General features: G+C 74.7%; 10 protein-coding genes. 2 read left to right on the top strand and 8 right to left on the bottom strand.

Features of this window, described 5'->3' with window-relative positions:
• Positions 1–45 precede the first annotated feature (45 nt).
• Positions 46–3189 carry a discoidin domain-containing protein gene (locus ACN269_RS12185; protein WP_421472549.1) on the top strand — a complete coding sequence of 1048 codons (3144 nt, stop codon included), beginning with the start codon at positions 46–48 and terminating at the stop codon, positions 3187–3189.
• 60 nt (positions 3190–3249) lie between these two features.
• Here the strand turns inward: ACN269_RS12185 and serS are convergent, their stop codons facing one another.
• From serS to ACN269_RS12160, 5 genes are all read right to left on the bottom strand, one after another.
• Entirely contained in the window at positions 3250–4536 is a 1287-nt protein-coding gene (gene serS / locus ACN269_RS12180; RefSeq protein WP_421472548.1) for a serine--tRNA ligase, read from the bottom strand.
• 96 nt (positions 4537–4632) lie between these two features.
• Positions 4633–5733: a MerR family transcriptional regulator gene (locus ACN269_RS12175; RefSeq protein WP_421472547.1), complete on the bottom strand. Its 1101-nt coding sequence runs from the start codon at positions 5731–5733 to the stop codon at positions 4633–4635.
• Between the two features lie 25 nt (positions 5734–5758).
• Positions 5759–6997 carry a saccharopine dehydrogenase family protein gene (locus ACN269_RS12170; RefSeq protein ID WP_421472546.1) on the bottom strand — a complete coding sequence of 413 codons (1239 nt, stop codon included), beginning with the start codon at positions 6995–6997 and terminating at the stop codon, positions 5759–5761.
• A 52-nt stretch (positions 6998–7049) separates the two neighbouring features.
• Positions 7050–8180: an alcohol dehydrogenase catalytic domain-containing protein gene (locus tag ACN269_RS12165; protein ID WP_421472545.1), complete on the bottom strand. Its 1131-nt coding sequence runs from the start codon at positions 8178–8180 to the stop codon at positions 7050–7052.
• Positions 8177–8623, bottom strand: coding sequence for a hypothetical protein (locus ACN269_RS12160; protein WP_421472544.1), 447 nt, complete (start codon positions 8621–8623; stop codon positions 8177–8179). Before ACN269_RS12160 ends, ACN269_RS12165 begins: the two co-directional genes overlap by 4 nt.
• Positions 8624–8690: 67 nt before the next feature.
• On the opposite strand from ACN269_RS12160, the gene ACN269_RS12155 reads away from it, so the two are divergent.
• Positions 8691–11519 carry a LuxR C-terminal-related transcriptional regulator gene (locus tag ACN269_RS12155; protein WP_421472543.1) on the top strand — a complete coding sequence of 943 codons (2829 nt, stop codon included), beginning with the start codon at positions 8691–8693 and terminating at the stop codon, positions 11517–11519.
• Between the two features lie 25 nt (positions 11520–11544).
• Here ACN269_RS12155 and ACN269_RS12150 read toward each other — a convergent pair whose 3' ends face one another.
• From ACN269_RS12150 to ACN269_RS12140, 3 genes are all read right to left on the bottom strand, one after another.
• On the bottom strand, positions 11545–12093 hold the full coding sequence (locus tag ACN269_RS12150) for a DsbA family protein (RefSeq protein WP_421472542.1): 549 nt from the start codon (positions 12091–12093) through the stop codon (positions 11545–11547).
• Positions 12090–12587, bottom strand: a complete 498-nt coding sequence (locus ACN269_RS12145) for a redoxin domain-containing protein (protein WP_421472541.1) — start codon at positions 12585–12587, stop codon at positions 12090–12092. The genes ACN269_RS12150 and ACN269_RS12145 overlap by 4 nt, the downstream gene beginning before the upstream one ends.
• A 61-nt stretch (positions 12588–12648) precedes the next feature.
• Positions 12649–13335, bottom strand: a complete 687-nt coding sequence (locus ACN269_RS12140; protein WP_421472540.1) for a BON domain-containing protein — start codon at positions 13333–13335, stop codon at positions 12649–12651.
• Positions 13336–13590 lie beyond the last annotated feature (255 nt).

The following is a 13590-nucleotide window of genomic DNA, read 5'->3' as shown; positions in this document are numbered from 1 at the left end:
TCATCGGAGGCTGGCTGACAACGTTGTCACCACCGAAGGACCACCATGCGCATATCCGAATTCGAGCTGAGTAGGCGACGGCTCCTCATGCTTGGCGGCGCCATCGGCGCTGGACTCGCCATCGCCCGCCCCGCCGCCGCCCAGGCCGGGCCAGCCGCCACCACGCCACCGGCCGCGGCCACCGGCCCGGTCGCCGACACCTACCACGCGCTGCTGCTCGCCCACACCCGATGGGCCGAGGAGCAGTGGGATCCGGCGACCAACGCGTACCGCCTCGCGGACTTCAGGTTCGCGGTCGTCCTCGGTAACGCGGTCCTGCTCATCTCGCCCGGGTACGACGCGGCGGTGACCGGCGTCGACCGGAACACGCTGCACGCCCGCACCATCGCCACCATCCGCCGGTTCGCGGCCACCAACCGGCTCACCGGCGGCACCGAGTGGGGTCGGCAGCTGTTCTGGGACAGCACCTTCGAGCTGTACTTCGTCCTGGCCGCCCGACTGCTCTGGTCCGACCTGGACGAGGTGACCCGCGCCAACGTCGACCGCATCGCGCGTGGGCAGGCCGCGTACGCCCACTCCCTCGGCACCGGTAACGACCCGCTCAGTGGCAGTTGGACGCCGAACGGTCTCACCGGTGGCTGGGTCGGTGACACCAAGCTCGAGGAGATGGGGGTCTACGCCCAGGCGATCGCGCCCGGCCTGGCCTGGGCGCCGGACGACCCCGCCGCCGCGGCGTGGCACGAGCGGTTCTCGATGTGGACGCTCAACGCGAGTGGACTGCCGGCAGCCGACCGGGCCAACCCCGCCCTCGTCGACGGGCGGGCGATCGCGGACTGGAACACCGCCCACAACATCCACGACACGTTCCTCGTCGAGAACCACGGCTCCTTCGGGCCGCACTACCAGGAAGAACTGTGGCGCACCGCAGGTCGTACCGCGGCGCACTTCCTGACCGCCGGCCAACCGCTGCCCGAGGCGCTCTCCCGGCAGCCCAACGGCGACCAGCTGTGGCGGACCATGCGGCTGCTGGCCAGCGATGCCGGCGAACCCTTCATGCCGATGGTCGCGGACCGCTACCACCTGTACGGCCGTGACGTCCTGCCGCTCGCCTTCCTCGCGCAGGTCCAGGGCGACCGGCACGCCGCCCGGGCCGAGGCAGACCTCGCCGAGCGGCTCATGCCGTACCTGAACTACCCGCCCGAGAATCGGCTCACCAAGTTCAGCGGCGAGCCGAAGTACGAGCCCGAAGCCCGGGCCGAGGTCGCCATCAGTTATCTCTTCCACGCCTGGCGGGCGGCCAACGGCGGCGTGGTCCAGCCGGTCGCCAGCGGCACGTTCTTCGCGGCGGCGGCCGGCACCCGGGACTTCGGGGAGCAGGCCGGGCTGACCGCCCACCAGACTCCGGCCGCCTTCGCCGCGGCCGTCAGCAAGACCGGATTCGTCTCGTTCCAGTGGGCGCCCGCCCACGACAACTGGTTGTTCGACACCCGGGCCGCCGCGCTGCTGCCGAGGCAGTCCGCGCCGGTCCTCGGCCGCACCTCCGCCGCGTACACGGTGGCCCGGGACGGCGTCGACGCCACGGCGACCGTTCTGCGCGTCGCGGGCGGCACCGCCGGATACGTCACGCTGCCCACCGGCACCGTCGTGTACGCCACCACCGGCACCGGTGCCGACGAGGGCGTGTTCACCCTGTTCAACCTGAACATGCCCGGCGTTCCCGGGCTCACCGGCACCCGTACCTTCACCGGCGAACCGGGGTCCGTCACCCTGGCCGGACAATCGGGCGTCGGCGACGGCGGAACCGACCAGATCAGCTTCGCGTCCCGTGCCGCCAGGTACGTGCGGATGCTCGGCCGATCCCCCGCCACCCAGTACGGCTACTCGCTGTTCGCCTTCGCGGTGCTCGACGGCGGTGGGGTCGATCGGGCCATCGGCCGGCCCACCACGGCCTCGTCCGCCGACCCCGCCTACCCGGCGGCGCGGGCGACCGACGGCAACCCCGGCACCCGCTGGGCGGTCGCCCGGGAGGAACGCGCCCGTGCGGACAGCTGGCTCGCCGTCGACCTCGGCGAACCCATCGACATCAGCGGCGTACGCCTGGACTGGGAGGCCGCGTACGGCACCCGCTACGTCATCCAGACCTCCCTCGACGGCACCGGATGGAGCGACGCGGCGGTGGTGCCGGACAGTCCGACCATTGCCGGCTCCTGGCTGGACGTCGACGGACGAGCGGGCCTGGTGGTCCACAACGCCCAGAATCCGATCACCGTGACCGCCACCACCGTCACCCTGTCCAGCGGACCGGCCACCGGCAGCACCCGGCTGATCGTCGAGGGGTACGCGGGCGCGAGCCGGTCGGCCCTGGCCGCCGCGGCGTCCCGCACCCTGCCCAGCGGCGGTCCGGAGACGTTGCGGGTGAGTGACGCGGACGGGTACCTGAGCCTGTTCAACCTGTCCGACGACGCCATCACGACGGCGGCCGTCACCCTGTCGCAGGACGCCACGCTGCGGCTCTACCACGGAAGCCAGGTCACCGGATCGGGGACCACGATCTACCAGGTCGACCTTGCCGCCGCGACCGCACGTGTCGAGCCGCCCCGGTTCACCGTGACCGCGGCACAGCCGGAGAAGGCGATTCCCGCCGGTACCCGGTTCGAGGTCACCGACTCGCACCGGGTCCGCGTCACCGCACCCGCCGGGCACATCGTGAAGGTGCAGGTGGAGGCCGCGGCCGGCGGCGCCCGACAGCGCGTGACGGTTCCCGCTGGCCACAGCAAGGACGTCGCGTTCCCGGGTGGGACGGTGACGCCGACCAGCGACCTGGCCCGGTCCCGGACGACCTACCCGACGTCACCGCTGCCGGCCGGCATGACCGACCCGTCGGCCGCCGTCGACGGCGACCCGGGGACCGCCTGGCAACCCGGCCCGAACGGCCGAATGGTGATCGACCTCGGATCGCTCCAGGAGTTGGCATCGGTCCGCCTGACCTGGACTCCCGGTCGGCGGCGGCCGGTCACCGTGACCGCCTCGGCCGACGGACTCGGCTACGTGACGGTGGCCTCGGTTGCGAAGCCGAAGCCCGAGACCACCATCTCGGCCAGCTCCTCGGCGCGGTACCTGGCGGTCGCGGTCGCCGACTGGCAGCCCGGTGACGCCCGGCTGACCTCCGTGGAGGCGTTCGGAGCCTGAAGGCCCGAACAAACGACGGCGGGGCTGGTGCGGATCGCACCAGCCCCGCCGCCGACTGATTCAGCGCGAGGGGGTCAGGCGGTCGGTTCCCAGGCGGTCCTGGAGGACCTTGGGGACCAGGACGCTGCCGTCGGCCTGCTGGTACTGCTCCAGGATGGCCGGGAAGAGGCGGCTGGTGGCCAGGGCGGAGCCGTTGAGCGTGTGCACGAAGCGGGTCTGCTTGCCACCCGGTTCGCGGTAGCGGATGGCCGCCCGACGCGCCTGGTAGTCACCGGCCCAGGAGACCGACGACACCTCCTTGTACTTGCCGGTGCTCGGCATCCACACCTCGATGTCGAGCGTCTTCTTCATCGAGGCGCTGGCGTCACCGGCCGAGAGCAGGGTGCGCTGGTAGTGCAGGCCCAGCCCCTCGACCAGGCTCTCGGCGTGGGCGAGCATCTCCTCCAGCGCCGCGTCGGCCTGCTCGGGCAGGGTGAATTGGAAGATCTCCACCTTGTTGAACTGGTGCCCGCGCACCGTGCCGCGCTCGTCCGAGTGCGACCCGGCCGACTCCCGCCGGTAGCACGGCGTGTACGCGAACGCCTTCAACGGCAGCTTCGTGGTCTCCAGGATCTCGTCCTGGTACGCGCCCAGGATCGCCGTCTCCGACGTGGGCAGCAGGAACTGTCCGCGCGGCGCGGAGGCGGCGTCCAGGTGGTAGACATCGTCGTAGAACTTGGGGAACTGGCCGGCGGCGAACCCGGCCGAGTCGAGCAGCAGGTGCGGCGGGAGCAGGAACTCGTACCCGGCCTTGATGTGCTGGTCGACGAAGTAGTTGAGCAGCGCCCACTCCAGCCGGGCGCCGATCCCCGTGTAGATCCAGAAGCCGGAGCCGCCGAGCTTGACGCCGCGCTCGTAGTCGACCAGACCGAGCGCCCGGGACAACTCCACGTGGTCGCGGACCTTCTCGATGACCGGCGGTTCACCGAAGGTCTTGACGACCCGGTTGGCCTCCTTGCCGCCGGGGAGGATGTCGTCGGCGGGCAGGTTCGGCAGCTCGCTCATCGCGTCGCGCAGCCGGGCCTGCACCTCGTCCAGCTGGGACTCCAGCTCGGCGAGCTGCTTGCGCTCCGCCTCGGGGGCGGAAACCTGCGGCTCGGTGCCGGCGCGCTTGGCCTGCGCGTACGCCCGGGCCTCGGCCTTGCGGCGCTGCCGCTCGGCGTCGATCTCCGTGATCAGGGCGCGGCGTTCCTGGTCGAGCCGCTGGATCTCGTCCAGGGATCGGGTGACCTCGGCGGGATCCAGTCGCTTCGCCAGCGCGGTCGCCACCGCCTCGCGATCCTTCCGGATCAACTCCATGTCGAGCATGCTGCTCCGTACGCCTCCGTCCGGGGTTCACTGGTGAACCATCAAATGCTACCGTCGCGCACGTTTCCACCCGACTACGGGGAGCGCGACCGGTTTCTACAGCCGGATCGGCATCAGCACGGAGAAGGTGTCCTCGTCGTGCGGGCGGCGGACGGCCAGTGGGGCGATCGGCCCGTCCAGCTCCAGCACCAGTTGCGGGCCGCCGGCCGCGTCCAGCGCGTCGAGCAGGTACGCGCCGTTCACCCCGAACCGCAGCCCGTCGTTCGGATCGGCGGGCGGCCCGGTCAGCTCGGTGGGGTGCAGCAGTCGCAGGCCGCCCACCTCGTCGAGGCCCAGGACGGAGACCGCCAGCGGCGTGCCCGCGTACTCGCGGGCGAGTGTGGGGGCGGCCGGGTCGCGCAGCGCGGCGCGCAGGGCCGCCACGTCCACCGGAATGCGGTACGCGGCCGGCCGTGCCCCGACCGCCTCCCGCAGCAGCCGCCGGTAGTCCGGGAAGTCGTACGGCAGGGCGGTGCCGGTGAGTGTCCGGCCGGCCACCATGACCTGTAGCTCTGGCCCGGCCACCGTCAGTCGTACCGGCCCGTCGTCGGTGTCCAGCAGCCGGCGCAGCCGGTCGACGAGGTCCACCGGCAGCAGCACCCGGGCGGGCGGCCCGTCGACGGCGGCCCCGGCCCGGGCCAGCGCGAGGCGGTGCCGGTCGGTGGCGACCAGCCGCACCCCGTCCGCCTCGACGTCGAGCAGCACCCCGGACAGGGCCGGCAGCTCCGGGTCCACGCCGACGGCGAAGCGCACCGCGTCGAGCGCGGCGGCGAACTCGGCGGGGGAGAGCAGCAGCGTGGTCACCACGGCCGGGGCCGGATCGACCAGGGTGCGCAGCCGCGCGATCTCGCGGCGCGCGTCGGCGAGCCCGTCGGCCAGCCGGCGCAGGTGCGCGTCGAGCAGCCGGTGCACCTCGACCGGCTCGGCGCGGACGGCGGCAGCGATGTCGGGCACCGGCATACCGACCCGGCGCAACCCCGCGACCAGCCGGGCCGGCCCGATCTGCGCATCGGTGTACCAGCGGTAGCCGGTCACCGGGTCGACCAGGGCCGGCGTCAGCACGCCCGCCGAGTCGTAGAAGCGCAGCGCGCTGACGGTCAGGCCGCTGGCGCGGGCCAACTCGCCGATGCTGTGCAGGTCGCTCACCACGTAGGGCATCCTGCCCCCTCGACCTGGTCGAGGGTCAAGCGGCGGGGTGCGTGCCCCGCGTCGCCGCCTCCGTCGCCGGCTGGGCCGGGACCGCCTCGTCCCGTTCCAGCACCCGGAAGGTGAGCCCGGCGCGGACCAGCCGGTCGAGCAGCGCGTCGCCCATCGCGCTGACCGGGGTGAGCTGGCCGGCGGTCGGCGGCAGGTCGTCGAGCGTCAGGCACAGCGCCGACTCGGCGAGCATCTTCGCCGTCTCGTCGTAGCCCGGGTCGCCGCCCGCGACCTCGGTGACCACGCGCCGTCCGCCCCCGGTGCCGACGAACCGGACCCGGAACCAGGACGACGCCCGCTGCTGCGCGCTGGGCCCCTGCCCGGAGGCCAGCCATCCGAGCAGCCACCGCCGGGTGGGCGGCACCTTCACCAGGCCGAGCAGCGCGCCGAGCCCTGCCGCGCCGACGAGCACCGTCGGCAGCCGTTTCAGCGCCGCGAAATGCCGGTAGCGGAAGTCCGGCCCGTACTCGGGGCGGGCCGCGGCCGACCGGCGGACGACCTGCGGATCGATGGTGGGCAGCGGCACGGTCCAGATGCCCAGCTCCGCCGAGCGGGCCAGCCGGCCGGGCACCGCGCGGACCCGACGGTCGGTGGGGCGCGGCTCGACCGCGCGGCGGGCCCGGGCGGCCCGGCTCGCCTCCTTCCGCCGGGCGAACGCGGTGAGCGCGGAGTGGTACGTGCCACCGGAGAACCGGGCACCGGCGCGCACGTAACCGTCCACGGTGATCGGTGCACCGGCCGGCAGGTGCTTGACGGTGAACCAGACACCCAGGTCGTGCGGGACGGAGTCGAACCCGCAGGCGTGCACCAGGCGGGCGCCCGTGCGGGTCGCCTCGACGTGGTGGCGGACGTACATCAGGTCGACGAACTCCGGCTCGCCGGTGATGTCCAGGTAGTCGGTGCCGGCGCGGGCGCAGGCCGCGACCAGCGGTTCCCCGTGGTGGACGTACGGGCCGACGGTGCTGGCGACCACCCGGGCGCTCTCGGCCACCGCGCGCAGCGACCCGGCGTCGGTCACGTCGGCGCGCAGCAGCGGCAGGTCCACCAGGGCGGGGTCGATCGCGGCGAGCCGGTCGCGCACGGCCGCCAGGCGACCGGGGTCGCGTCCGGCCAGTGCCCAGCGCAACCCGGGCGGCGCGTGCCGGGCCAGGTACTCGGCCGTCAACCCGCCCGTGAAGCCGGTCGCGCCGAACAGCACCACGTCGTACGCCCGCTCGCCAGTCATTCTCCGAGTCTGCCACCGGTCTTCGCCCCCGCACCGGTCCCGCGCGGGCGGGTCACGGCGTGAAGACGGCCCGGACGCAGCCGTCGGCGCGGTCGGCGAACAGCGCGTACCCCGAAGGCCCGTCCGCGAGCGGCAACCGGTGGGTGGCCAGGTGCTCGGTGCGCAGCTCGTCGCGGGCCATCCGGTGCAGCAGCATCGGCACGTCCCGCAGGTCCGGCCGACGTGCCGCGCGCACCGTGAGCCGCTTGTCGGTGACGGTGTCCAGGGCGAACCCGTCGGTGCCGCCGAGCACCACCACCACGCCGTCCTTGCGGCAGGCGTGCACCGCCTCGCGCACCGGGTCCGGGCGGTCGCCGCCGGCCAACCGGTCGCCGATCGAGCGGGGCGGCGGCGGACCGACCGCGACCACGCACACGTCCGGGCCCCGCCCACCGCTGCGTTCGCGCAGCTCGGCCGTCACATCGGCCTGGCGGTAGTCCAGCGGCTCGGCCCCGGCGTGCCGTTCGGCCATCCGCAGCCGCTCCTCGTACCGGTCGACGACGAGCACCCGGGCCGCGCCCCGCAGCACGGCGGCGTGGGCGGTCAACTGGCCCACCGCGCCGGCCCCCCACACGGCCACCACGTCGCCGGTTCGCACCTCGCCCAGTTCGGCTGCCAGCCAGGCGGTCGGTGCCGCGTCGGCGGCGAAGAGCGCCCGGTCGTCGTCGACCGCGTCCGGCACCCGGAACGCGCCCACGTCGGCGTACGGCACCCGCACGTACTCGGCGTGCCCACCGGCGAAGCCGCCCGCTTCCCGGGGGCGACCGAAGCAGCCGGCGTCCGGACGTTCCCAGCCTGGATCGACGCCCGGCACGTCGACGCCGGCGTTGTCGCAGCACGAGTGTCGCCCCTGGCGGCAGTACCAGCAGCCGCCGCACGCCACGCCCGCGCCGACCACCACCCGGTCGCCGATCCGGTGCCCCCGGATCGCCGGCCCGGCCTCGACCACCTCACCCACGAATTCGGCCCCCAGCACGTCACCGGCGCGCAGCAGCGGGTCCCGTCCCGCGAGCAGGGGCAGGTCACCGCCGCAGGTGGCGCTGCGGCGGACCCGGACGATGACGTCCCGCTCGTTGCGCAACTCCGGGTCGGGCACCTCGCGTACCGCCAGCTCGTCGGCGGCCACCCAGCACAGCGCCCTCACCCGGGGGCCCTCGGGCGGTCCAGCGCCGAACGGTCCGCGCGCAGCACCTCGCCGGTCTCCACGTGCTGCTTCACCTGGCGCAGGGTCCGCCGGACCAGCAGGCGCGGATCGTCACCGACGAGGTGGGCGGTGAGGCCGGCCGTCGCGGCGGCACGGGCCAGTGGCCGGGCGGCCAGCTCGGTGCCCCGGTCACCAGGTGCCGGTCGCACCCGCACCTCCACCACGCCGTCCAGGCGGCGCAACGGCTCCGGCCACCGGCCGTCGGGAAGCACCTGCGCCGGGGGTCGGTCCACGGTCACCACCTCCCACCCGGCCGCGGTGAGGTCGCGGTCCGCGCCGGACCGACCACGCCACCGGGGTACGCGCAAAAGCCGTCCCGCCCCGGCCAACGCGACACCGGCGCGGGCCGATCCCGCCCGTGTCAGCCGTCTCCTGCGTCCCATCGGTCCTCCCGGTCCACGTCCCCCGATCGTCGGTCGGACCCGGGTGAAGCGGGCTCGCCCGGAAGGGGTGAACCGGCCCCCGCCGGGTAACCGCTCGCCGACCGGGGGGTGGAACGCGGGCGGTGGGGGTGGGGGCCGGGTGCCGGAACAGCAGGATTCCGCGCGGGTCGGCACGGCGGCGGCGCGGCAGGGGCAGCAGCGGCCGCTGCTGTCGTCCCGGCTGACGCCGACCGTGCCGCCGGAGCCGGTGGTGGCCCGGCCGCGTCTGCTGCGCCGCCTCGACGAGGGCAGCGCCGGGCCGGTCACCCTGGTCGTCGCGCCGGCCGGGTGGGGCAAGACGACCCTGCTCGCCTCCTGGGTACGGCTGGCCGATCCCGAGGACGTGCCGGGGCCGGCGTGGGTCTCGGTGGAGGCGGGCGACGACGGCGACCGGCTCTGGGCGTACCTGGCGGCGGCCCTGCGCACGGCCACCGGCGCGGCGGACGACGACCTGGTCGCGCCCCTGCCGACCGGCCCGCCGCGCCCCGATCAGCTGGAACTGTTGGCGGCCGGGCTGGCCGCCGCCGAGCGGCCCGTCCGGTTGGTCCTGGACGACCTGCACCGGATCACCGACCCGGCCGCGCTGAGCGGGTTGGAGTTCCTGCTGCGGCACTCGGAGCAGCGGCTGCGCCTGGTGGTCGGCGCGCGGGCCGGGCTGCCGCTGGCCCTGCACCGGCTACGCCTCGCCGGCGAGCTGACCGAGGTCGGCACGGACGAGCTGGCCTTCACCGACGACGAGGTGGCCGACCTGCTGACCGCGCACGGTGCGCCGCTGCCGGCCGCCGCCGTGCACCGGCTCGCCGAGCGCACCGGGGGCTGGCCGGCCGCGCTGCGGATCGCCGCGCTGGCGTTGCGCGGCCAGCCCGATCCGGAACGGTGGGTGGGGCAGTTCGGCGGCGACCAGCCGGAGATCGCCGGCTACCTGCACGAGGAGGTGCTGGCCGCGATCGACCCGGACGATCGGGACCTGCTGCGTCGTACGGCCCTCGCCGAGAGCGTCTGCGCCGAGCTGGCCGAGGCGTTGACCGGCCGCGCGGACGCCGAGCGGGCGTTGGCCGACCTGGCCGGGGCCGGCGGCCTGTTGCGCCGGGAGGACAGCCGACCACCCTGGTACCGCTGCGACCCGCTGCTCGCCGACCTGCTCCGCGCCGAGCTGGCCCGGCTGCCCGGCGACGAGGTGCGGGAACTGCACGCGCGGGCGTCCGACTGGTACGCCGGGGCGGGCCGACCGGCCGACGGCCTGCGGCACGCCCTCGCGGCTGGCAGGTGGAACCTGGCCGCCGACCTGTTCGTCGCGCACTGGCCCGAGCTGACCCGCTACGACCACGACCCCGTCGATGGCCCGACACCGCCGGCTCCGCCCCCGGCGGCGGTCGAGGTCGATCCGGAGGTGGCCCTCGCGAGCGCCGCCGAGCGGGCGTACGCCGGAGACCTCAGCGCCGCCACCGGTCACCTGCGCACCGCCGCGTCGTACGCGGACGCGCTGCCGACGCCACGGCGGGACCGGTTCCTGCGGTTGGCGACCGCGCTGGAGCTGACCCTGGCCCGGCTCGCCGGTGACCTGCCGCAGACCCGGGCAGCCGCCGCCCGACTGCTGCGCACCCGCCCGACCGCCGCCCCGACCGCCGGCTCACCCGACGGCCCGCCCGCCGGGCCGCTGACCGACTCCGCGGATCCCGAGGACGCCGACCTGCGCGCGTTCACCGGGACCGCGCTGGGCCTGGTCGGGATGTCCGCCGGAGGGCTGCCCGACGCGCGGTTCGTCCGGGCCCGGGCGGCGGCCCGGGAGGCCGGCCGGCCGCGTACCGAGCTGGTCGCGGCCAGCCGCAGCGCGCTGCTGCTCGCCGTGCGCGGTGACCTGCGCGCGGCGGAACGGGCGGCGCACGACGCGCTGGGCATGCCGGCCTGCCGGGGTTGGTCCTGCCGGCTCGACTGCGGCTACGCGTACCTGGCGTTGGCGGTGGTGGCGCTGCACCGTGACCAGCCCGAGGAGGCCGCCGCGAACCTCGCGCTGGCCGCGCCCGCCACCGACGCGCCCGGCGACGAGCCGGTGGCGGCGGCGGTCCTCGCGCTGTGCCGTGCGGGTCTGGCCCGGGACGCCGGTGACCCGGCCGCCGCGCAGCGGCTGCTCGTGGGCGCGCGCGAGGCACTGCCCGACGAGCTTGCCGCCGCCGAACTGTCGAGCCTGCTCCGGGCCGCCGAGGCCGATGCCCGCGCCGAGCGGGGCGACCTGGACGCCGCCCGGGACCTGCTGGTGGACGTCATCGGCGACCCGGCCACCCCGGCGCTCGACGTGGCCCTGGCCCGGGTGGAGCTGCGGGCCGGCGATCCCGGCGCCGCCGGTCGGGCGCTACCGGACTGGCAGGCGCCGCCGGCCGCAGCCTGGCCCCTGTCGGTACGCCTGGACGCCGGCCTGCTGGAGGCGGTGCTCGCCGAGCGGGCCGGGGACGCACGACGGGCCGGGCGGGTCCTCGAACAGGTGCTCGACCTGGCCGGCCCGCCCGGCTCCCGTCGGGCGTTCACCCGGGCGCAGCCGTCGGTCCGGGACCTGCTGGCCGCCCACCTCGACGCGGGTACCGCGCACTTCCCGCTGGTCGGCGACCTGGTCCGGGGCGTCGAGGAGGGCGCGTCCCGGCCGGCGGTCGAGCCGGGCGGCCCGCTCGACGAACCGCTCACCGAGCGGGAGCTGACCATCCTGCGCTACCTGCAGAGCATCCTGTCCAACGTGGAGATCGCCGGTGAGCTGTCGCTGTCGGTCAACACGGTCAAGACGCACGTGCGCAACATCTACCGCAAACTCGGCGCGACCCGCCGGCGCGAGGCGGTCCGGCGGGCGCGCGAGCTGCGGCTGATCTGAAGTCGCCCGGATCGGCCGACGGCCGTCAGGCGTTGGCCGCCGCGTCCACGGCGGCCAGCAGGTCGGGCAGGTCGTACCCGCCGTCGTGCCGGACGTCGTTGACGAAGAGGGTCGGCGTTCCGTTGACCCCGCTGCGGATCCCGCCCACGAAGTCCCGGCGTACCCGGTCGGCGTACGTGCGGCGGTCCACCTCGCCGTTCACCTCGTCCGTCGGCAGCCCGAGCTGCTCGACGCCGAGCGAGAGATGGACGGGGTCCAACTGGTCCTGGTGCTCGTACAGCCAGTCGTGCATCTCCCAGAACTTGCCCCGCGACGCGGCGGCCTCCGCCGTCTCGGCGGCCCGCTCGGCGTACGGATGCACGTTGGCGATGGGGAAGTAGCGGTAGACCAGCCGTACCGTGTCGGCGCGCTGGCGCAGCAACTCGTGCAGGTTCGGGTACGCGGCGCCGCAGAACCGGCACTGGAAGTCGCCGTACTCGATGATGGTCACCGCGGCGTCGGACGGCCCGCGGACGTGGTCCTCGACGGTCAGCGGCTCACGCAGCCGTGCGGTGACCTGCAGTGGCGTGGTCATCCGGCCATCACCTTCCGCTCGTTGGTCAGGTTGTCCAGCGCGTCGAAGATCCCGTCCGCGCCCGGGTTGACGTCGGGGGCCGAGAGGTAGCTCCACGCCACCGTCCCCGCCGGGTCGATCACCACCAGCGCGCGGGCCGACTCGCCCCGCGGGAGGTACGCGCCGTACCGGCGGGACACCTCGCCCTTGGGCTCGAAGTCGGACAGCAGCGGGAAGGTGATGCCCTGGCTCTCGGCGAACGCCCGGTGCGACCAGATGCTGTCCACCGAGATGCCCAGCACCATCGCCCGGTACTGCTCGAACACCGGCGCCGCCGCCTGGTAGAGCGACATCTGGTCGCCGCAGACGGGGCTCCAGTCGGCCGGATAGAAGGCCAGGACGACGGGGCGACCCCGGAACTGCTCGGGACCGGTCTGACGGCCGTCCGGAGTGCTGGCCAGGGTGAAGCCGGGGGCGGGGTGCCCGGGTTGGATCAGCCCGTTCGGATCACTCATGCCACCAGCCTGCCGCCGGGACGGGTGAGGTGGGCTCACCCGTCCCGGGTGGTATCCGCGCTCAGCGCAGGACCGGGGCGACCGCGATGTGGTTCTGGACCTCCCGGATGCCCGGCGCCGACCAGGCCACCTGCTCGATCTCGGCGCGTTCGGGCATGGAGTGCACCAACCCGGCGAGCACCGCCGTGTCGCCGTGCACCCGGACGGTGACCCGTTCGGCCTCGGTGGCGCCGGCCCGGGCGAGCGCGTCCACGATCCTGCCGGCCAGGTTCACGCCGTCCGGCGTCGCGTCCGGCTGGACGGTGATGCCGTTGCTGACCCCACGGACGCCGGTCAGCCGGCACACCGCCCGTTCGGCGGCCCGGCGTTGGTACTCCCACTCGACCTCGCCGTGCAGCGTCACCCACCCGGCCGAGACGGTGACCTGGAGCTTCTCGATGGGCACGAACGCGTCCCACTCCAGCGCGTTGCCGGCCGCGGCGGCTAGGTCCGGGTCGGCGCGTTCGGCACTGCCGGCCAGTTGCACGGTCAGGTCGTTGGCGACCGCCCGGACACCGGCGACGCGGTGCGCGGCCCGTTCCCCGGCCCACTTCTTCGCGTAGCTGTCCACCCGCCCGTTCAGCGTGACGACGCCCTCGGTCACGGTCACGCCGATCTCGTGCGGCTGCACCCGGGGTTCCCAGGTCAACTCGTCGAGGACGGCGGACTGGATGTCCTGGTCGGTACGCGTGATCGTCGCGATGGCCATCTGCCCCTCCCATCGGCTCGCGTGCCTGGCGGACCGGGGTGTTGGCCGTGACCGGCCCGCCGAGGTCCGATCCTGCCGGTGGCGCGGGCTAGCCGTCCTCACCCGATGCGGGTGGGGTCGTGCGATCCGGCGTGCCAGGCGAGCGTGTCGACCATGATGGGAGCGCTTCCATAGCGGCGTCGGATCGGTTAGGGTGAGTGCGTTCCTCGATCGCGGGAGCCTCGCGTCGGGTGGTTGGAGCCAGGGCAGCTCCGA

The organism is Micromonospora sp. WMMD736 (genome assembly GCF_049179015.1).
Lineage (GTDB): Bacteria > Actinomycetota > Actinomycetes > Mycobacteriales > Micromonosporaceae > Micromonospora.
This window is presented reverse-complemented; position numbering and strand designations above follow the sequence as displayed.

Bases quoted from the DNA above. Each gene is read 5' to 3' on its own strand.
- ACN269_RS12185 (WP_421472549.1), top strand. From the start codon at position 46: ATGCGCATATCCGAATTCGAGCTGAGTAGGCGACGGCTCCTCATGCTT.
- serS (WP_421472548.1), bottom strand. From the start codon at position 4,536: ATGCTCGACATGGAGTTGATCCGGAAGGATCGCGAGGCGGTGGCGACC.
- ACN269_RS12175 (WP_421472547.1), bottom strand. From the start codon at position 5,733: ATGCCCTACGTGGTGAGCGACCTGCACAGCATCGGCGAGTTGGCCCGC.
- ACN269_RS12170 (WP_421472546.1), bottom strand. From the start codon at position 6,997: ATGACTGGCGAGCGGGCGTACGACGTGGTGCTGTTCGGCGCGACCGGC.
- ACN269_RS12160 (WP_421472544.1), bottom strand. From the start codon at position 8,623: ATGGGACGCAGGAGACGGCTGACACGGGCGGGATCGGCCCGCGCCGGT.
- ACN269_RS12150 (WP_421472542.1), bottom strand. From the start codon at position 12,093: ATGACCACGCCACTGCAGGTCACCGCACGGCTGCGTGAGCCGCTGACC.
- ACN269_RS12145 (WP_421472541.1), bottom strand. From the start codon at position 12,587: ATGAGTGATCCGAACGGGCTGATCCAACCCGGGCACCCCGCCCCCGGC.
- ACN269_RS12140 (WP_421472540.1), bottom strand. From the start codon at position 13,335: ATGGCCATCGCGACGATCACGCGTACCGACCAGGACATCCAGTCCGCC.